This is a genomic window from Paenibacillus sp. J22FR83 (genome assembly GCF_059691955.1).
Genome location: NZ_JCAUAM010000003.1, coordinates 194,675 through 213,187 on the forward strand (window position 1 = coordinate 194,675; position 18,513 = coordinate 213,187).

Below are 18,513 nucleotides of genomic sequence, written 5' to 3' on the forward strand. Positions count from 1 at the left end.
AGATGAAAGCGTTTAAATCGTGGAATGTTTAATTTGAAAGGAGAGCGAGTATGAATCAGAGCTTGAAGCGGATTTTATCGTTATTCTTATGTGTGTGTTTGTCGGTTCCATCCCTTATGTGGGGGTCAACGAAAACTGTGAAAGCGGCAGAGACCGTACTGTCATTTCCGGCAGTACAAGATGCGTTTGTTTCCAATTTCGGCACGCAAGCAAACAGTCTAGGGACAAGTTTGAGTGCAACGAAATTAATTTATGGGAAATCACGTCATGCCTATCTGAAGTTTGATTTATCTTCCATTGATACGAGTAGATATCAGATTGGCGATATGAACATGACGTTAAGTTTTAGAAAATCTCATGCGCCAAACGAGTTGATATTCACAGAAAGTGAATCAACGTTGCAGGGAACTAGCACGGAATGGACGGTCACGAACGTCACCTATGCAACGCGTCCCTACGATATGGTTGGTTCACCAAGCGTATCCAAAGTTTCTACCATCAACGGAGAAGAGAATTTTACGGTGAATTTGTCCACTATTTTCCAACATGCATTAACGAACGGAAGAAAAGTAGTCAGTATTCATCTGACGACAGCCAAAGTAGACGATAGCACGGTTGGTGCCAGTGAGTTGTATTCTTCTAGGAATACTTCCTCATTTCCGGCTCCATCATTAAGTGTCAAACTGGGTGATCCAGTGGTGAACGACGGGGTTGATAGAACTACCCTTAACGCGCTGATTGCGCAAGCAGATCAACTAATTGAAAACGCATACACAACGGATAGTTGGGCGGTATTGACTACAGCACTCACGAATGCCAAAGCATTGCGAATCAACAATACGACGCAAGTTGAGTTGAATCAGGTGATTGGAGCGCTCCAAGTTGCGATGGACAATCTCGTAAGTGCGGAACTTCCGGTTAAGATTACAGGACCCAACATGGGAAATTACTATAACAACAGCACAACAGCGGCAATGATTATGAAGATGAGAAATGGAGCGGGCAAATATGTGAAGGTTGATCCCGTTTCGGAAAAGCTTTCTCTTACGTCTGATGCAGCCGAAGCTTCCCCGTTTGCCTTGTATGTTCAAGATTATTTTGCCACTGTAAATCATGTAGAACCCGAAGTTGGAGCCACCAGAACGTCGTACTCCATCAAGTCATTGACCAACAACAAGTACTTAACTATCCAGAATTATTTTACGAGTGAAGAGTTTCTAAGTAATACGCATCACTATTTTAATATTTTTAGCGGCGCCCCAAGCGGCACTAGTGTTGACAGGACGTTCGAGGTTAAAGCGTCGGCTAGCACGCCAGGGTGGAATGAGCGTTTTTATATTGATCAATACGTAAACGCTGGTTATTCCCACATATGGTCGCATTTATCTACGTTGAGAGACGATGTGAACTTTGACCGTTTTAACGTGAAAATGACCGATACTACGATGCTAAGCAGTGGCACAGCTTCAGAGAATACTGAGTATAAGTTTTATTTTGAAGAGGTGACGGATAAAGACCAATTGGAAATCAGTCAAACCGTTTCCGGTAATCAGGCAGAGTTGTTCTGGAGTCCCGTAAATGGCGATACGAATTCGGCGAATTACAGTGTAAATGGGACGGTCTCTAGTGCGGTTTATTCCGAAGGACGTATGCATGTGACGTTGTCGAACTTGAGTGTCGGCGTCCATCCGTATACCGTTTCTTATAACGGAAATGGATATGGCGTAAGTATGAGTGGAAGTGTTCGTATTTTCAGCCATCCGGGTATTTTGCTAACGTTGGATGATCTAGAGCGAATGAAGTCGCATGTGTTAGCCAAAGAGGAGCCATGGTACTCGGACTATCAAAGAATGCTGAATAGTGTTTCCTATGATGTGGCAAGTGTGGACTACCCAATCAATGTCTTTGCGAATGTCGGACGCGGGGGAGCACCTTCGGACTCTGCGAATATCGGCTATTTTGAGAAGGGTGGCAACGCTGCTTATTTCAATGCCCTGCAATGGGTGATCACGGGAGAGCACCGATATGCCGATAAGGCGGTTGAACTTCTCCGTCAATGGGCGAATACGCTCAAGGTGATTGACGGCAGGGACAGAATTTTAGGAGCAGGTATTAATGCTTACAAATATGCCAGTGCGGCAGAGATCATCAAGTATTACGGCGGCGGATACAGTGGATACACCCAAACGGACTTCAATGCATTGAAAGCAATGATGTTGAATGTTGTATACCCTGTTATTCAGGACGCGGGTGTTCCTATGCTAGCCAACGGAAACTGGGACGATGCTGCTCTGGTTAGTATGATGGCGATCGGCGTGTTGTGTGAGAATAGCGAAATCTTTGATCGCGCGATGTTCTTTTATCAGGATATGCATACCAACGGATCCATCTTCGCTTATGTGAACGATGCAGGTCAGACGATGGAAACTGGTCGTGATCAAGGGCATGCGATGTTAACGCTTGGTTATATGGCGGAAATCGGCTTAATTGCGAAAAATCAGGATGTGGACTTATACTCCCTTTACGATAACCGATTGGCGAAAGCCTTTGAATATATGGCGAAATATAACCTGTATTCGAAGGAATTGTATGGAGAGGATGTACCTTTCGTTGCGATGCCGAACGTTTTTGGCGATACGAGCAGAGGCTATTACGGTGCTGGATTTGATCGCGATAGCAATGGGTTGAATAGGGGAGAGTTACGACCTGTTTTCGAACAGGGGCTAGCGCTGTACAACAAAGTGGCGGGCGTCGATCTGACATGGACAGCAAGAGCGGCGAATGCGATGCGTCCGCAGGGTATGGTGCATTTTGACAATTTAAATTTTGGGACGTTGACATACTACAGGGATGAACCGATCGACACAACTGGCGGACCTTATTTCCAAATGAGAACCCGATGGGAGCCTTTGTATCAAAGAAATTGGAGCACTGTGAACGGAGAGAAAGTCGCTGAGACCTTAAACTCGTACTTTGCTCTCAATGCGAGCGGTGAACTGACGACAAGCGTTATGAAGAAAGCGGCACCTTTCTATCAATTAATCGCGAACGAGGACGGTACGTATTCGGTACGAATACTTCAAACCAATACGTATTTATCGGTAAAGGATGAGCAAGTAGGAAATTACAATGTGATTAAAGGTGATGCAGTGGAGATCAGCGCCAATGAAAAGTTTACTCTTCGTTCCACGGGGGTCGGTCCGTTTTATCTGGCTTCGCCTAAATATGACAATCGGATCATCTATCAAGATGCGGCAGGATCAGGCAACAGCGCTGTGCTAACACTTCGGTTGGGGACCAAAAAACTGTCCCAAATCACAGATATACCAGACGTTACGACGAGTGAAAGACTCCTGTTTATGTACAATCTTGTGGCTCCGAGTGCACCACAGAATTTTACAGCGACCCCAGGCGACGGACGAGTAACACTGGGCTGGAACGCTCCAAATAGTGACGGCGGTGCGGCTATAACGAAGTATGAGGTATCCAAGGATAACGGTGTGACGTGGGCAGCAGCTGAATCGCCAACAGGTTATAGTTTCGATAACCTCGTGAATGGACTCGAATACACATTTTATGTGAGAGCAGTCAACTTCGTAGGCAGCAGTACGAGTGTGGAAGCGAAGGCTGCGCCGGAAGCGACGGTAGTTCCGGAAACACCAGAGACACCAGAAGTGCCGAATGTTCCCGATGTACCTATTGCTCCAATAGACCCAGTGACGACAAATCCAGAGAGCGGGAAAGATGCGCCGAAGGAAAACCCGAATGATAACGGCTCCAGCAACTCTAATGGCAAGACGTTCGAGGATGTTCCCGCCGATCATTGGGCGGCCAAGGATATCGCGTTAGTAACAGCACGCAAGTTGTTCGAGGGAACTAGCGATAACAGCTTCAGTCCCGAAGCTTCGATGACGCGAGCGATGTTCACACAAGTACTTGCGAATCTGGAGGGGGTAGAGCGCAACAATACGATTTCCTCTATGTTCTCCGACGTTCCTAGTGGACAGAGGTATACGGCGGCTGTGAATTGGGCAGCTAAGAACGGTATTGTGAGTGGAACAAGTCCTGACCAATTCAGCCCTGACGAGATGATTACGCGTGAACAAATGGCACTTATGTTGTACAACTACGCCATAAGTAAGGGGTATAAGCTCAGCGCAATAACCAAGGCGGAATTCGCAGACGGAGACCGCGTAAGTTCATGGGCCAAAGAAGCAGTGAACGCAACTGCGGCGGCAGGCATTCTTAATGGCAAGACTGGTGGAATCTTTGATCCTCACACGAGGGCTAGTCGAGCAGAAGTGGCTGTGGTATTCGCAAGATGGATTCACATGATAAGTACGAGTAAATCATAAGCAGTGACGAAAGAGAATCGTCAGTTTCGTTGAGAAACTGGCGATTTTCCTCTATTTACTAAGATTCAAGTAAACAGATATAGGTTAAGTAACAAGAGAGAAAGGAGTGTTTGTAAAATGATTTATCACAAAACAAATAACTCAGTAGAATTCAAGAGCATAGATGATATAATCAATTTCTATCACCAAACTCATCAAAGTAAGGATAGCGAAGAAAAGGTTACAAATAAAAAAGATTTACGCAAGGTATCACTCAGAACAAAGTAGTTTATATATGTATACACTTAAAAAAGAAAAGGCACATTTCGCATCGCCTGCGAGTGTGCCTTTTTTCTGTGAAATTTGACTAATTACTTCTTCCTCTAATCAAATTGAATATAAGAGAAATTAAAGCAATTACCAGTAAAATATGAATAAAACCACCGGCTACATGGAATGAGAATCCAAGAACCCATAAAATTAGGATAAAAACAAATATCGACCACAGCATAATGTCATTCCTCCCTCGATTTATTAAATGGCCTCAAGGGCAGATTTTAGAATTCCTTGAGGCAATTAAGGTTAAAATACCTTTTGAGTATTTCGATCATCTTTTAGTATCTCAACTGCTTCACGAAAACGCTGAGAGTGAATAATTTCCCGTTCACGTAAAAATTTCAAACTATCATTCAAATCAGGATCATCAGATAAATCTATGATATGTTGATAAGTTGCTCGTGCTTTTTCCTCTGCTGCAATATCTTCATATAAATCTGCAATTGGATCTCCTTTGGAAGCAATATATGTAGCTGAGAATGGAACTCCACCTGCATTCTCATAGAACAATGAACTTCCATGATTCACATAATGATCCTCCATACCAACTTCCTTCAGCTGCTCTGGAGTTGCATCTTTGGTCAATTTAAAGATCATGGTTGCAATCATTTCCAAATGAGCAAATTCCTCTGTAGCAATATCCGTCAATAAGCCAATAACTTTATCAGGAATTGTATAACGTTGATTTAAGTACCGCAGGGCTGCAGCCAGTTCTCCATCTGCACCGCCATACAACTCGTTCAAATACTTGCCGAGCTTAGGATTGCAAGTACTCACCTTTACAGGGTATAACAGTTTCTTTTCATAGATCCACACGGGCTACATCTCCTTTTTTTTATATTAAATTTGCCACGGCCAAGGTCCTTGGCTCCATTGCCATTTGGGTGAATCTCCAACCTCATAAGCATTTTGCGGTCCTTCTAAAACTTTAAGCTGATGTCGGATATCCTGTCGTTTTTCCGCTAATTCTTTGTGCTGTGCAAACGCTAGTTCGTCATCAGGGTGTGTGTCTAAATACAAGGTAATATCTACTAAAGCAAAATCAATTGCCTGCAATTCTTCGAGTAACTTATCAGAATTTGTTTTCTTAATCTTGTTCATGTGCTCATCTCCTCTTTGTTTTCTTGCTTTCCACTTTGGTATGATCTTCTGCATCATCCTTAAATGGATTGCTATATGGTCCATATAAAGCGGGCCAAAGAGTTCCAGATTGTAGTGCTTCTTGTAATGAGTACTGTTCTAGTTCTGGCTGTTGAACACCTAAATAAAGATGAGGTGGAGTCTCGTAAGTCTTTTCTTTGAGAGGTGGGCAAGGATCGTTTTTTCCTACATAAGGTACGATTACTTTACGATTAGTTGGCATCTTCAACATTCCTCCTACTCATGAAACAAGTTTGAATGGAATATAACCGACTTTTCCTTTTTTGAAACATGTACATAAACCATCAACACCTTAATTCTCTAAACGGATAGGCTTGTTTCAAAATATAAAAAAAGGTGTATGAATATTAAAGGCTTCGCTACTGTTGAACAGTGGCGAAGCCCTTTGCAATGAATTTCTTTTGTTTTTACATCTCTTTAAAGTACTTGACGCGGTAATATGAGTTATATCCAAGGAAAAATATATAGGCAAAAACGAATAATACCACCATTTTTATATCAATATCCATTAAGGCTAATGCTGTAATTAAGGCTCCGAACACAAAAACCATCATGTCATATGCTTTCGCTTTTGCCCGATTAGTAATTGTCAAATTACGTTCATCTTTTTTGTCAATCTCTAGCTGTTTGGCTGCGGCGGGATTTTTCCTCATAGCGTGTTGGAGGATTATTTCTCCCATACCGTGACCAAAAATGGCACAGCCAAGGCCAAAACAGATATAAGGCAACGCTTGCAAGGTACCTTGTGGATCTTCAATTGTTTTGATGAAGTAAAGACCAACTGCTAGTAGTGCTAAGCCTACAACGGTAAGAAAATATGACGAAGTAATTTTACTCATACATGTTCATCCCCCTCATAAATAAAGATTTCTTCTATACTCATACCGAAAAAACGAGCAATCTTGAACGCTAGGAGGATCGATGGGTTATAGCGTCCATTTTCCAGTGAACCGATAGTTTGTCTTGACACTTCAAGGGCTGCTGCCAATTCTTCTTGCTTAATTCCGCGTTGCTTTCGGATTTCTTCCAAACGGTTGTTCACAATGTTCACCCTCCTTAAGGAAAGTAAACTTTCCATAGTGAAAGTATATCGTGGATTGGCAGGGATGTAAAGCAAACTTTCCATTTTGGGGCGGATGGCGAGTTAGGATTCTCACGAATTGTGGAATAAAAAAACGGAGCGCCGCTGTTAAGCGGGCTCCGTTTTCTCTTTAAACTACAAGCTTCGCCCTAACAAGGTACCAACTTGTTTAGCCATGACTTGTGGCGGATAGGGCATGCCGTTCCTGATCCACCATTCAATAACACCTGCATACGCGGTGCCTGCATATTGCAGCATGACATCATCCATTAAATCGGTATTTTTCCCGCTTTCTCTGTCAATCTCGCCCTGGAATCCTTGTATAAAAGAAGCAAGAAGCCGAGCGCGAAAGGCAGCGGGAGCTCCAGTACTTGCAAGCATGGTTGAGAAAAATAAATAATTTTTCTCGAAATATTCAAAGTACGGCACAAGCGCCTCGTTCCAATCCAACTTACATGCCCACTCATCCATCTCCTCTAATTCATCGAGGTGCGTTTGAATGAGTTTATCCAATAAATCAAATTTATCCTGATAATGAAGATAGATGGTTCCTCGATTTAAGTTAGCCCGATCTGAAATATCCTGAATCGTTATATCATTGAAATTTTTTTCAGTCATCAGTTCAATCACCGCTTTTTTCAAAGATTCCTGCGTTTTAAGGATACGTCGATCTGTTTTCGCCATTGTATACTCACCAAACTTTCTAAGTTACTCAACACATTCAGCAGTTCTGTTGATATATCAACAGATTACGATTCTTTAACCATTGAATTCACAGAGTTGATTATATAATAATAGACACTAGTTGGTTAATCAAATAGATTTCTATAATCGAATATAATCGATTAACCATCTCGACTTGATTTAGTTAAAGGAGACAACACACATGTGCCAAACTCACGTTTTAAGTATTTCTGCGGCCAAAGCGCCATTTGAAAAAACTACGATTGAAAGACGACAATTACGACCGTATGACCTGTCGATCGATATTAAGTATAGCGGCATTTGCCATTCCGATATTCATAGTGCACATGGGGACTGGGCAGGCGGGATTTTCCCCATGGTGCCCGGCCATGAAATTACTGGAGTTGTAACAGCAGTTGGGGAAAAGGTGACGAAATTCGCTGTAGGTGACCGCGTTGGTGTTGGCTGCTATGTGGACTCTTGCGGAGAATGCGAATACTGCCTTCAAGGAGAGGAGCAGTATTGTTCAAAAGGCTTTGTCGCCACTTATAACTCCTTGGACTACGATGGCAATCCAACTTATGGCGGTTACAGCCAGCGTATTGTTGTTACTGAACGGTTCGTTGTGCATATCCCGGAAAATATGGCACTAGATGTTGCTAGCCCGCTATTGTGTGCAGGTATTACCACGTATTCCCCTTTGAAACGTTGGAATGCCAGCGCTGGCAAAAAGGTAGCTATTCTTGGAATGGGAGGACTTGGTCATGTTGCGATACAATTCGCACATGCGATGGGAGCAGAAGTTACCGTGTTAAGCCGGGCAAAAGACAAGGAAAGCGAAGCGCTAAGTTTTGGTGCAGATTACTACTTTTCAACACTTGAACCTGAAACATTCAACACGCTTGCCGGCCGGTTCAACCTGATTCTCAACACCGTATCCGCCAACATTGACATGGATTCGTACTTATCGCTACTTCGTGTAGACGGAACGATTGTTAATGTCGGGGCGCCTGCGGAACCAAGTCAATATAATGTGATTTCTCTCATCATGAGCCGCCGCAGTATTGCAGGGTCTTTGGTTGGCGGACTTGCGGAAACGCAAGAGATGCTTCATTTTGCTGCCGCGCATGGCATTCTGCCTCAGATTGAGATTATCCGTGCTGAGCAAGTAGACGAAGCGTATGAGCGAATTCAGCGTAGTGACGTGCGATACCGATTCGTTATCGACATATCGACCTTATAGAAGGTATGGATGATAATCGTAGAAAACAATCGCTCCGATTAGTTTTAATTCTAGCCGCATTTTCCGCATTAGGGCCATTTACAGTCGATATGTATCTCGCATCGCTACCTCAAATCATGGATTTCTTTGGAAGTAACGCATCTATGATTCAAGCGAGTTTAACAGCAAGCCTATTAGGTTTAGGATTAGGCCAGATGGTCATGGGACCTTTAAGTGACAGGCATGGCAGACGTACCCCATTGCTGATCTCCATGGTTCTTTATATGGTTTCATCGATTGGTTGTGCTTTAGTACCCAATATTGAATCTTTCATCGTTTTACGTTTCGTCCAAGGGGTGGCAGCATCGGCTGGACTTGTGATTTCTCGTGCAATTGCACGAGACAAATATAGTGGGGCGGAGTTGACGAAATTTATATCAATGCTGACGATGATCAGCAATGTCGCTCCATTACTATCCCCAAATGCCGGGAGTGCCGTCACATCTAACAGTTCATGGGTGGGTGTGTTTGTTTTTTTGGGGCTTCTAGGAGTACTATTAACAGGGATCACAAAATGGGGATTAGAGGAAAGCTTACCTGAACAGCATCGTGTACAAGGAAACCTCAAGGACGTAATGACGAACTACAGACGTCTGTTTCATGATCGAACATTTATGGGGTATGCGCTAGTTAATGGTATTTTGTTCGCAGGCGTATTTGCCTTTGTCGCCGGTACACCGTTTATTTATCAGAACATTTATGGCGTGTCGCCGGGCATATTCTCGATCCTGTTTGCAATGAACGGTCTAGCTATTATGATTGGAGCGCAAGTAGTCAAACGTATGGTTGGCAGGCTTTCAAATCGCAGTATAATGCGTATCGGATTATCGCTATCCTTTATTTCCACTTTCGCAATCCTGATTGCTGTTCTTTCTCAGGGATCTTTATTGGCAGTATTTGCTTCAACTTTCTTATTTGCAGTATCCATTGGGATCATTGGACCGGTTTCGATTACCTTAGCGATGGAGTCGCATGGGCAAATGGCGGGCAGTGCATCTGCCGTTATTGGCACTTTTCAATTCGCACTAGGTGCAGTTACTTCCCCGCTTGTGGGAATCGCAGGTGAGTATTCCGCTGTTCCTTTTGGTATTATGATATGTACAACCAGTGTACTGGCCATCATTGCGTATTTCGTCCTCATTCCGAAAGTGGAAACGGTAGGGGTTGTAAACAACACATAAAATACGAAACTCTAAGGAGGCTCATAGAAAATGGAAATCAGGAAAGTCGGCTCACAACCTTCAGGCACAGGACCATCAGCGTATTTCACAGGCACGGTTCGGATTGATCCATTGTTGGAAGCAGCAGAACCTGCTCGTGTCGTAGGAGCAAGTGTTACGTTCGAGCCAGGTGCGCGAACAGCATGGCATACGCATCCACTCGGTCAGACGTTAATCGTAACGGCAGGTAAAGGACGGGTTCAACGCTGGGGAGGTCAAATCGAGGAAATTAGTCCTGGTGATGTGGTTTGGTTCCCACCTGGCGAGAAACATTGGCATGGAGCTTCGCCAACAACAGCTATGGTTCATATAGCCATCCAAGAGCGTTTGAACGGGAAGACAGTTGAGTGGATGGAGAAAGTCAGCGACGATCAGTACCAGTCCTAGGCAGACGAGTGTAGTTGAAATACTGAAAAAAATCTAAGTTTGTTACATGACTTACGCAACAAGAGTTGTCTCATTCTTCATCGGGGCAACTTTTGTTGTTTTCTCATTTATTTTCATCATGTATGCCAAAAAAAGAGCGGGCTATCTTTGATAACCTGCTCTTTTTTTAATTTTTTTCCCTGAGCCTTATCTTAATGACATTGGCCAATTTGGCAGTCTTTCTTCGTAGTTTTATATCAAGTTCAAATTCTAAGGGTCGATTCACGAATAATCAAACTAGGTTCAATCGATCTGTTTTCCAAGGGTTTATGAGGATCGGCAATCCGTTGAATCAGCATGTTCCCCGCAGTGACCCCCAGCTCGAAAGTGTCCAGATCGAGGCAAGTGAGCGGCGGAGTTGTATAGGGTGCAAGCGGGTAGTTGTCGAACGTAACGATTCCGATCTCATCGGGTACAGACAGCCCTTTCTCGCGTATGGCCTTTAATGCACCGAAGGCGGTGTAATTGTTAATGCAAACAACCGCGTCAGGCGGAGAAGCTAGTGCCAGCAGTTCCTGCATCAGGCGATAGCCGTTCTCTTCGTTAGCGAATCCCGTCTTAAGGTAGTCGTTATGGATCGTTTTACCGAATCGTTGAAGCGTGCGTTGCACTCCTTCGTAGCGGTTCTTGAAGAGGGGGCTATGTATCTCGCCGCCAATAAAGGCGAAGTTACTGTATCCCTGCTGTAACAGATGCTCAGTGATCATCCCCGCTCCCTGGATATTATCAATATCTACCCAATTTACGGAATCGACACCTGCCAAACCGCCTAGTGACACGAAGGGGAATTGCAAATCATTCAATTGTTGAGCTAGTGACGGGGTTAGAATGGTGTTATCCATGATAAGACCGTCTACTTTTTTATTCAAAACGAGTCGCTCAAGGAAGTTATTTTCACTCTGAGCATGAGAATTGCAGATGGTTAATTCATAATTGAGTGTGCCAATCACATTTTCTATCCCGCCTATAATGGTATAAAAGAAATGGTTCAAGAAATCATGTTTCCGTGACATATCAATCAGCACGCCGATATTAAAGCTGCTTTGTTTAGCTAATTGGGTTGCGATACTGCTCGGGATGTAATTCATTTCTTTCATGATTTCCCTAATTTTTGTTTTGGTTGCTTCTGGTATCGTCGGAGAGTCGTTCAATACTTTCGATACAGTCGATTTCGCGACATTGGCAGCTTTGGCAATATCATTAATTGTAATTTTACTCATAGTTCCCCCAACGTTCAGAAAAATAGTTTGATTTACTAAATCGGATATGGTATTTTAATTTTAGGAAACCGGTTTCCTTGAAGGCTGTTGTTCATTTTTCTCTACACTATAGCACATCAATAATCAGATTGGTAATGTCGCTTTTCATCCGATAATAGAAGGGGTAATGCTGCGTATGAAGAAGAAAATGTTAGGTCTGCTAGCTGCCACATTCGTTGCGAGTTCACTCACAGCCTGTTCGTCCACAGCGGGTGATCAGCCATCAAGTTCATCCTCCATGAAACCTGCGAATGAGGCAACGAAACAGCCTGAAGGAACAAATCAAGCCAACAATGATAACGCTGCCAAAACGAATGCTAGCATCAAACCGGAGCCAGGAGCTTCGCTGCTTGTATGGGAGGATGGTGCTGAAGTTGCTTTCATTAAAGAATTGGCTGCTGCTTTCAAGCAACAATATAATGTTGATGTGAAAGTGGAGTCTGTCCCTGCACCTGATCAAGCAGGAAGGCTTGCGAATGATGGGCCGGCAGGACTTGGTGCTGACGTGGTGATGTTCGCACACGATAAACTCGGTAATGCTGTAACGGCCGGCCTGCTCCTGCCTAACGATGTATTCCAGAAGGATACGGAAGCGGCCGTAGCCAAAGCTGCGATTGAGGCCTCCTCGTATGATGGCAAGCTTTACGGGTATCCCAAATCAGTAGAAACATACGCGCTCTTCTATAATAAAGACCTCGTGAAAGAGCTGCCGAAGACATGGGATGATATTATCGCTTTTGCTAAAACGTACAATGATCAAGCCAAGAAAAAGTATGGCATCATGTGGGAAGCGAAAATTACGTATTACAACTACATTTTCATGACAGCGTTCGGCGGTTATATGTTTGGCAAAAATGGCACGGATCCGAGCGATATCGGATTGAATAGCGACGGAGCTGTAGAAGGTATGAAATATTACCAAAGCCTGCACGATATTCTTCCTGTTAAGGTCGAGGATTTGAGCTACGATGTGAAAACGCAACTGTTTCAAGAAGGCAAGCTAGCTTTTAACATTGACGGACCTTGGTCTATCGGTTCATTTAAAGATAAGGTCAACTTTGGCGTCATGCCGTTGCCTGATTTCCCAGGCGGTAAGAAAGCCGTGTCGTTCTCAGGTGTCCGTTCCTACTATGTGAATTCCTACACGAAATACCCGAATGCGGCGAAGCTGTTCGCCCAGTTCATTACGAACAAGGACAATGCGCTGAAAAATTTTAAAGCAACGGGCATCCTTCCTGCCAATACAGAGGCGTCCAAGGACCCTCTCATTGCGAATGATCCGCTGTTAGGCGGATTTATCAAGCAATTCGCGCAATCGCAGCCGATGCCGACAATCCCACAAACATCTAATGTATGGACACCGATGGAAGGGGCATTTACGGCCATTTGGAACGATCATGCGGATGTGCGCAAGAAGTTGGATGAAGCGGTGAAGACGATCAAAGAACAAATGGCATCCACGCCGGCTAAAAAATAAAAAGGAAAGAAGCGCAATCAATATGCAGAACAAGTACACCGGCAAAGCCGTAGGGCTCTCCATCCTTTTCATGGGCTTCGGACAATGGTACAACAAGCAATTGTTCAAAGGATTTCTATTGTTTCTCTTTGGCCTTGCGGGAGTCGTATTCATCGTTTCCCAGGGAATTAGGCGTATTGAAGGATTAATTACACTGGGGGATACCCCGCGTTCCATCGTAAAATCGGGAGATGTCTACATTCCGGTTGCAGGAGACCATTCGGTATTTCTCATGGTGGAGGGGCTCATTTCCTTGCTAGGTGTGATTGTTATTCTACTTGTGTATGTCCTGAATGTGCGTGATGCGTATAAGGTGGCTGGACAGCGAGAGAGGGGGGGCCATCCCCACTCTTTCGCACAGACGCTGCAGCATATTCGATACCGGCATTTTCCTTATCTCATTCTCGCCATCCCTGCGATTTTCGTTGTTTTCCTAAATGTGATGCCGCTTATCTTCAGCATTCTAATTGCCTTTACGAATTACGCCGCTCCGGTGCTGCCTCCAGCTAATCTTCTGGATTGGGTAGGATTCCGCGTCTTCCAAAACCTGCTCACTCTCAAGACGTGGAGCAGAACGTTCTATGGTGTGCTGACCTGGACGGTGATTTGGGCGGTTTTGGCAACGGCAACGACCTACGTAGCTGGTACATTGGTAGCGGTGCTTGTTGCTCAGAAGGATGTTCGTCTTAAGAAAATGTGGCGAACGCTGCTCATCATTCCTTTTGCAATTCCCAATTTGGTGTCATTACTTGTTTTCCGCAACTTGCTTAACAGCGAGTTCGGTCCAATTAACCAATATTTAAAATGGTTCGGCTTGCAAGGGTTGCCTTGGTTAACAGACCCGTTTTGGGCGAAGGTTACCGTGCTGTTGGTGAATTTATGGTTAGGTATGCCGTTAATTATGGTACTAGTCTCGGGAATTCTGACAACGATACCAAGAGATTTATATGAATCAGCGGAAGTAGATGGAGCCAGGGCTTGGGATAAATTTAGACAAATCACACTTCCCATGGTCATGTTCTCAGCAGCTCCGGTACTCATTATGCAATTTGCCTCCAACATTAATAACTTCAACGTTATATTCATGCTCACAGATGGCAACCCGCTGATATCCAACTATCAATACGCGGGAGCGACTGACCTGCTCGTGACATGGTTGTATAAGCTAACGCTTACGAACAACCAATACAACTTCGCTTCGGTAATCGGTCTAATCATCTTCCTTTTGATTGCGGGTATTTCCATTTATAACTACCGCAAAACACAATCCTACAAGGAGGATGATATCATTCAATGAAAATTCGCCTCGTGGTGACCTATTTGATCCTAACCATACTTTCATTGGCGAGCGTGTATCCTGCCTTGTGGATCATCCTGTCTTCATTGAAAACAGGAAATAGCTTATACAGTGAAACCTTCATTCCACGTTCGCTCACACTAGTTCATTACAAAGACTTGTTTACAAGTCCGATTCACCGTTATCCGGTGTGGTTTATGAACACGCTGAAAGTAGCTTTCTTCTCCACATTGTTTGGTAGCTTGTTGACCATGCTCGGCTCTTATGCCTTGGCCAGGTTTCGGTTTCCCGGCAGGAAGCAGGGGTTAATGTTGCTGCTTGTCCTCAATATGTTTCCTGGGTTTATGGCAATGATTTCGATCTTTATCCTGTTGTCCCAAATTAAATTGTTGAACAATCACTGGGCGCTCATCTTGGTCTACAGCTCAGGCGCATTCGTTATGAATATGTTTGTGGCCAAAGGGTTCTATGATACGATTCCGCGTAGTTTGGAGGAAGCGGCGTTAATTGATGGGGCTACGCACAGCGTCGTATTCTGGAAAATAATTTTCCTCCTATCCAAGCCTATGCTAACCTACGTTAGTCTCGTTATTTTCTCAGGAGCATGGGTCGATTTCATCTTTGCTCGGCTCATTCTGCGCTCCCAAGACAAAATCACATTAGCTGTAGGGCTCTATGAAATGGTCAGCCAAAAGAACTCAACCGAATTTACGATGTTTGCGGCTGGCGCGGTACTCTTGGCAGTGCCGATTATTATTCTATATTTTTGGCTGCAGCGCTATTTAATAGACGGCCTTACGGTCGGCGCATCCAAAGGTTAAGTCACGCGTACTAGAAGGAGATCACGAATGTTCGAGACTATTTATCATACAAGCGAAGCTCCTTATGCTTTTGCCTTGAATCAAACCCAACTGAAGATCCGTATTCGGATGAAAAAAAATACAACGCAATCCTGCTATGTCCTGCATGCGGATCGTTACAACTCGCCGGGAACGGAACGGCCGCAGGAGATGGAGAAGGTCGGTTTTACCCGGCATTTTGACTACTATGAAACGATCGTAGAGCTTCCGAAGCGAAGACTGCGGTACTCATTTATGGTTCGAACACGAGAAGGTATTGATGTGTGGTACGGGGAGCGTGGCGCTTCGATGCACCGGACGGAGGCAGGTTACTTCCAATATTCCTATATTTGTGATGCGGATATTCCAGCGGTTCCATCGTGGTTACCTGAAGCTATTGTCTATCAAATATTTCCAGACCGTTTTCACAATAGCGATCCAGCTAACGATCCTCCAGGTACTCAGCCTTGGACATCAGAAGCCAAACCCCAAAGCGACTCCTTATTCGGGGGAGATATTCGGGGTATCATTGAGAAATTACCATATTTGGCTGAGCTTGGTGTGAATACAGTGTATCTGACACCGATTTTCAAATCACCATCGAATCACAAATATGATACATCGGATTATTACCAGATTGACCCCGTTTTCGGCGATATTGGACTGTTAAAGCTGCTGAAATGGACGGCTAAGCAGCATGGGATGCGTCTCATTCTGGATGCGGTATTTAATCATTCCGGCGACCAATTTTTCGCATTTCGCGATGTATTGAAATTAGGAGAGTCTTCGCCTTATAAGGACTGGTTCCATGTGCATAGTTATCCTGTTGTTCAGCAGCCGGTTCCGAGTTATGAGACTTTCTCTCATGCTGAATCCACGATGCCGAAGTTGAATACATCCAATACCGAAGTTGTCGAATACCTTCTAAAGGTGGCTCGCTACTGGATAGAAGAGGTAGGGATCGACGGTTGGCGGCTTGATGTAGCGAATGAGGTTGATCAGCAATTTTGGCGCAGGTTGCGGTCAGAAGTGAAAGGTATTAGTGGCGAACTTGCTTTAATTGGCGAAATTATGCACGAAGCAGGACCGTGGTTGCGAGGAGATCAGTTCGATGGTGTGATGAACTATTTATTCCGTGAAGCTGTGCTTGATTTTTTTGCCCGCCAAACCTTAGGTGCGACCCGCTTTCTAGAGGAAATCGTTCAAATTCAGATGAGCTACACAGATCAGGCAAACTCAGCGATGCTTCAACTGCTGGGAAGCCATGATACAGAGCGATTCCTCACCGCTTGTAGGAAAGGGGGCTGGGGTTGGAATAAAACAGAAACGGCAGTAGCTCGGATGAAACTGGCAGTTTGTTTTCAGTTCACTTATCTGGGGATGCCGATGATCTATTATGGCGATGAGATTGGGATGACGGGTGAAACCGATCCGGATTGCCGGAAACCAATGATCTGGGAGAGAGCTGAGCAGAACGAAGAGATGCTGACTTTATATCGCAAACTCATAGCGATTCGGAAGCAGTACGTTTCACTCACACGCGGCAGATTTCGATTATGGTTCGTTGATGAAGCACGCAACGCGTTTGGCTTTCTGCGCGAGTACGACAGTGAACGCATGGCGATCATCATCCATCATTCCCCGAATCCGCAAGAATTGGTAGTTACACTTCCATGGACAGCCTCTAATAATCAGGTTACGGATGTTCTTAATGAAGTAGATTACACGGTTAATGAATTGAATAAACATGTGATTGTGCAGCTTCCGGCATTTGGTTGTGCCATTTTGACTAACTAGCTATACACCTAGTACCCAATAGTCTGGACTCATTTAAAAAAAGTGTTCAGACTAGGGGTATTTTTTTATATACGAGACTAGGTAACGGAAGGAATACCAACGGCGAGAGAGCTTCCGCATACAGCCAAAATTGCCTGGAGATTGCATAAAGGTGAACGGTTGTTTGAAGAGGAATGACTGCTTAAATGAATAAACAAACTTGTACAATTGTAAGAAGTTGTAATGATGTATGCTATTCAAATGTAAAAGAAAGAACGGAGCTCTGCACTCAGCGGGCTCCGTTTTCCAATTCTAATTGAAAACTAAGCTCCTTCATTACTTTCCTGCGATATAAGCCAGGAGTAACACCCGTAAATTTCTTGAATAGTTTATGAAAATAAGGCAAGCTCTCATATCCGCAATTGTTCGCAATGGTATCGATGCCTAACTCAGTCGTTAACAGCAGTTCCTTAGCAGTTGAAATTCGCTTGGCATTCACATAGTCGGTGATGTTCATCCCCGTTAATTGTTTAAACACCCTAGATAAATGGGCGGCTGAGACTGATGTATGCTTCGCTAAAGTGGAAAGTCCAACGCTTTGGTCCGTGTGAAACTGGTCTAGATGTTGAAGGATGTTGAGCAACCAGGAGGGGCCGACATCGGACTCCGCTTGTTGATGGCGAGAATCTTTTAATATCAAACGATTGATGGTGATTAAGAGGCTATTTAAATGCAGTTGAACTGCGTATCTAAAACCAGCCTCGTGTCGTTCCAATTCTTCATGCAGTTGGTTGAGTTTATCTTCAACAAGGGGACGCAGGGCTGCTGGGATCATAAGCTTGTAACTCTTATACTTACGCGCACGCTCAAAAACTTGCATATTCGTAAAGGAATCACCTGCTGAATAATGCCCGATCAGTTGCGGATCAAAATAGACAGCGGTGGCTGTAACTGGAGATTCAGCATCAGGTAATGCCTGATGAATGGTATTGCCAGGGATGATAAAGAGGTCTCCTTCATTCATCTCATAGAGCATTTGGTTTAAGAAGAATGTTCCTTTTCCACTATAAACATAAACCAATTCGTACCGATCATGCAGATGTTCGGGTAGTTCTCGATTTGGTGTTTTGGTGTCCATAAATACAAGGTCAAACGGTAGGAGGTGATCGTTAAAAAAGTTCTTTATCAGTGGGTTTTGCATGTTGTGAACCTCCTTAGTTCATCCTGCCGTATTATTAAGCTTTATATATAGAATATCAAAATAGAGTATGTTTGTGCAAAGGTAAAGAATTAACAAATGCC

General features: G+C 44.1%; 17 protein-coding genes. 8 read left to right on the forward strand and 9 right to left on the reverse strand.

What is annotated here, in order from left to right; translation table 11 throughout:
* The first annotated feature begins 50 nt into the window (after nucleotides 1–50).
* On the forward strand, nucleotides 51–4,355 hold the full coding sequence (locus tag AC58PV_RS06765; RefSeq protein ID WP_497431506.1) for an S-layer homology domain-containing protein: 4,305 nt from the start codon (nucleotides 51–53) through the stop codon (nucleotides 4,353–4,355).
* A gap of 346 nt (nucleotides 4,356–4,701) precedes the next feature.
* Here AC58PV_RS06765 and AC58PV_RS06770 read toward each other — a convergent pair whose 3' ends face one another.
* The 7 genes from AC58PV_RS06770 to AC58PV_RS06800 form a co-directional block, all read right to left on the reverse strand.
* Nucleotides 4,702–4,845: a lmo0937 family membrane protein gene (locus AC58PV_RS06770; protein ID WP_497431507.1), complete on the reverse strand. Its 144-nt coding sequence runs from the start codon at nucleotides 4,843–4,845 to the stop codon at nucleotides 4,702–4,704.
* Nucleotides 4,846–4,916: 71 nt separating this feature from the next.
* Nucleotides 4,917–5,486, reverse strand: coding sequence for a manganese catalase family protein (locus AC58PV_RS06775; protein WP_497431508.1), 570 nt, complete (start codon nucleotides 5,484–5,486; stop codon nucleotides 4,917–4,919).
* Between the two features lie 24 nt (nucleotides 5,487–5,510).
* Nucleotides 5,511–5,771, reverse strand: a complete 261-nt coding sequence (locus tag AC58PV_RS06780; protein WP_497431509.1) for a spore coat protein CotJB — start codon at nucleotides 5,769–5,771, stop codon at nucleotides 5,511–5,513.
* 4 nt (nucleotides 5,772–5,775) lie between these two features.
* On the reverse strand, nucleotides 5,776–6,033 hold the full coding sequence (locus tag AC58PV_RS06785) for a spore coat associated protein CotJA (protein ID WP_497431510.1): 258 nt from the start codon (nucleotides 6,031–6,033) through the stop codon (nucleotides 5,776–5,778).
* Nucleotides 6,034–6,238: 205 nt separating this feature from the next.
* Complete coding sequence (locus AC58PV_RS06790) at nucleotides 6,239–6,670, reverse strand: hypothetical protein (protein WP_497431511.1); 432 nt, start codon at nucleotides 6,668–6,670, stop codon at nucleotides 6,239–6,241.
* Nucleotides 6,667–6,873, reverse strand: a complete 207-nt coding sequence (locus AC58PV_RS06795) for a helix-turn-helix transcriptional regulator (RefSeq protein ID WP_497431512.1) — start codon at nucleotides 6,871–6,873, stop codon at nucleotides 6,667–6,669. The genes AC58PV_RS06790 and AC58PV_RS06795 overlap by 4 nt, the downstream gene beginning before the upstream one ends.
* Nucleotides 6,874–7,047: 174 nt before the next feature.
* Complete coding sequence (locus tag AC58PV_RS06800; protein WP_497431513.1) at nucleotides 7,048–7,596, reverse strand: TetR/AcrR family transcriptional regulator; 549 nt, start codon at nucleotides 7,594–7,596, stop codon at nucleotides 7,048–7,050.
* A gap of 202 nt (nucleotides 7,597–7,798) precedes the next feature.
* Between AC58PV_RS06800 and AC58PV_RS06805 the strand changes: the two genes are divergently transcribed.
* The 3 genes from AC58PV_RS06805 to AC58PV_RS06815 are packed head-to-tail and all read left to right on the forward strand — an operon-like array spanning nucleotide 7,799 to nucleotide 10,485.
* A complete protein-coding gene (locus AC58PV_RS06805) occupies nucleotides 7,799–8,839 on the forward strand; it encodes an NAD(P)-dependent alcohol dehydrogenase (RefSeq protein WP_497431514.1) in 1,041 nt (346 codons plus the stop codon).
* 5 nt (nucleotides 8,840–8,844) lie between these two features.
* A complete protein-coding gene (locus AC58PV_RS06810) occupies nucleotides 8,845–10,059 on the forward strand; it encodes a multidrug effflux MFS transporter (RefSeq protein WP_497431515.1) in 1,215 nt (404 codons plus the stop codon).
* A 30-nt stretch (nucleotides 10,060–10,089) separates the two neighbouring features.
* Complete coding sequence (locus AC58PV_RS06815; protein WP_497431516.1) at nucleotides 10,090–10,485, forward strand: (R)-mandelonitrile lyase; 396 nt, start codon at nucleotides 10,090–10,092, stop codon at nucleotides 10,483–10,485.
* Between the two features lie 242 nt (nucleotides 10,486–10,727).
* Here the strand turns inward: AC58PV_RS06815 and AC58PV_RS06820 are convergent, their stop codons facing one another.
* A complete protein-coding gene (locus AC58PV_RS06820) occupies nucleotides 10,728–11,744 on the reverse strand; it encodes a LacI family DNA-binding transcriptional regulator (protein WP_497431517.1) in 1,017 nt (338 codons plus the stop codon).
* Nucleotides 11,745–11,919: 175 nt separating this feature from the next.
* Between AC58PV_RS06820 and AC58PV_RS06825 the strand changes: the two genes are divergently transcribed.
* From AC58PV_RS06825 to AC58PV_RS06840, 4 genes are read left to right on the forward strand one after another with little or no spacing between them, the layout of a single operon-like run.
* Nucleotides 11,920–13,260, forward strand: coding sequence for a sugar ABC transporter substrate-binding protein (locus AC58PV_RS06825; protein WP_497431518.1), 1,341 nt, complete (start codon nucleotides 11,920–11,922; stop codon nucleotides 13,258–13,260).
* 22 nt (nucleotides 13,261–13,282) lie between these two features.
* Nucleotides 13,283–14,596, forward strand: a complete 1,314-nt coding sequence (locus tag AC58PV_RS06830) for a carbohydrate ABC transporter permease (protein ID WP_497431519.1) — start codon at nucleotides 13,283–13,285, stop codon at nucleotides 14,594–14,596.
* Complete coding sequence (locus AC58PV_RS06835; protein ID WP_497431520.1) at nucleotides 14,593–15,417, forward strand: sugar ABC transporter permease; 825 nt, start codon at nucleotides 14,593–14,595, stop codon at nucleotides 15,415–15,417. Before AC58PV_RS06830 ends, AC58PV_RS06835 begins: the two co-directional genes overlap by 4 nt.
* Nucleotides 15,418–15,444: 27 nt before the next feature.
* The gene (locus AC58PV_RS06840; protein WP_497431521.1) at nucleotides 15,445–17,232 is read left to right on the forward strand and encodes a glycoside hydrolase family 13 protein; all 1,788 of its coding nucleotides are present in this window, start codon (nucleotides 15,445–15,447) and stop codon (nucleotides 17,230–17,232) included.
* A 268-nt stretch (nucleotides 17,233–17,500) separates the two neighbouring features.
* Here the strand turns inward: AC58PV_RS06840 and AC58PV_RS06845 are convergent, their stop codons facing one another.
* The gene (locus AC58PV_RS06845) at nucleotides 17,501–18,412 is read right to left on the reverse strand and encodes a helix-turn-helix domain-containing protein (RefSeq protein ID WP_497431522.1); all 912 of its coding nucleotides are present in this window, start codon (nucleotides 18,410–18,412) and stop codon (nucleotides 17,501–17,503) included.
* Nucleotides 18,413–18,513 lie beyond the last annotated feature (101 nt).

Excerpts from the sequence above, each read along its gene's own strand:
- AC58PV_RS06765 (WP_497431506.1), top strand. The coding sequence starts at position 51 with ATGAATCAGAGCTTGAAGCGGATTTTATCGTTATTCTTATGTGTGTGT.
- AC58PV_RS06815 (WP_497431516.1), top strand. The coding sequence starts at position 10,090 with ATGGAAATCAGGAAAGTCGGCTCACAACCTTCAGGCACAGGACCATCA.
- AC58PV_RS06820 (WP_497431517.1), bottom strand. The coding sequence starts at position 11,744 with ATGAGTAAAATTACAATTAATGATATTGCCAAAGCTGCCAATGTCGCG.
- AC58PV_RS06810 (WP_497431515.1), top strand. The coding sequence starts at position 8,845 with ATGGATGATAATCGTAGAAAACAATCGCTCCGATTAGTTTTAATTCTA.
- AC58PV_RS06790 (WP_497431511.1), bottom strand. The coding sequence starts at position 6,670 with ATGAGTAAAATTACTTCGTCATATTTTCTTACCGTTGTAGGCTTAGCA.
- AC58PV_RS06805 (WP_497431514.1), top strand. The coding sequence starts at position 7,799 with ATGTGCCAAACTCACGTTTTAAGTATTTCTGCGGCCAAAGCGCCATTT.
- AC58PV_RS06800 (WP_497431513.1), bottom strand. The coding sequence starts at position 7,596 with ATGGCGAAAACAGATCGACGTATCCTTAAAACGCAGGAATCTTTGAAA.
- AC58PV_RS06845 (WP_497431522.1), bottom strand. The coding sequence starts at position 18,412 with ATGCAAAACCCACTGATAAAGAACTTTTTTAACGATCACCTCCTACCG.
- AC58PV_RS06830 (WP_497431519.1), top strand. The coding sequence starts at position 13,283 with ATGCAGAACAAGTACACCGGCAAAGCCGTAGGGCTCTCCATCCTTTTC.
- AC58PV_RS06785 (WP_497431510.1), bottom strand. The coding sequence starts at position 6,033 with ATGCCAACTAATCGTAAAGTAATCGTACCTTATGTAGGAAAAAACGAT.
- AC58PV_RS06835 (WP_497431520.1), top strand. The coding sequence starts at position 14,593 with ATGAAAATTCGCCTCGTGGTGACCTATTTGATCCTAACCATACTTTCA.
- AC58PV_RS06780 (WP_497431509.1), bottom strand. The coding sequence starts at position 5,771 with ATGAACAAGATTAAGAAAACAAATTCTGATAAGTTACTCGAAGAATTG.
- AC58PV_RS06825 (WP_497431518.1), top strand. The coding sequence starts at position 11,920 with ATGAAGAAGAAAATGTTAGGTCTGCTAGCTGCCACATTCGTTGCGAGT.
- AC58PV_RS06770 (WP_497431507.1), bottom strand. The coding sequence starts at position 4,845 with ATGCTGTGGTCGATATTTGTTTTTATCCTAATTTTATGGGTTCTTGGA.
- AC58PV_RS06840 (WP_497431521.1), top strand. The coding sequence starts at position 15,445 with ATGTTCGAGACTATTTATCATACAAGCGAAGCTCCTTATGCTTTTGCC.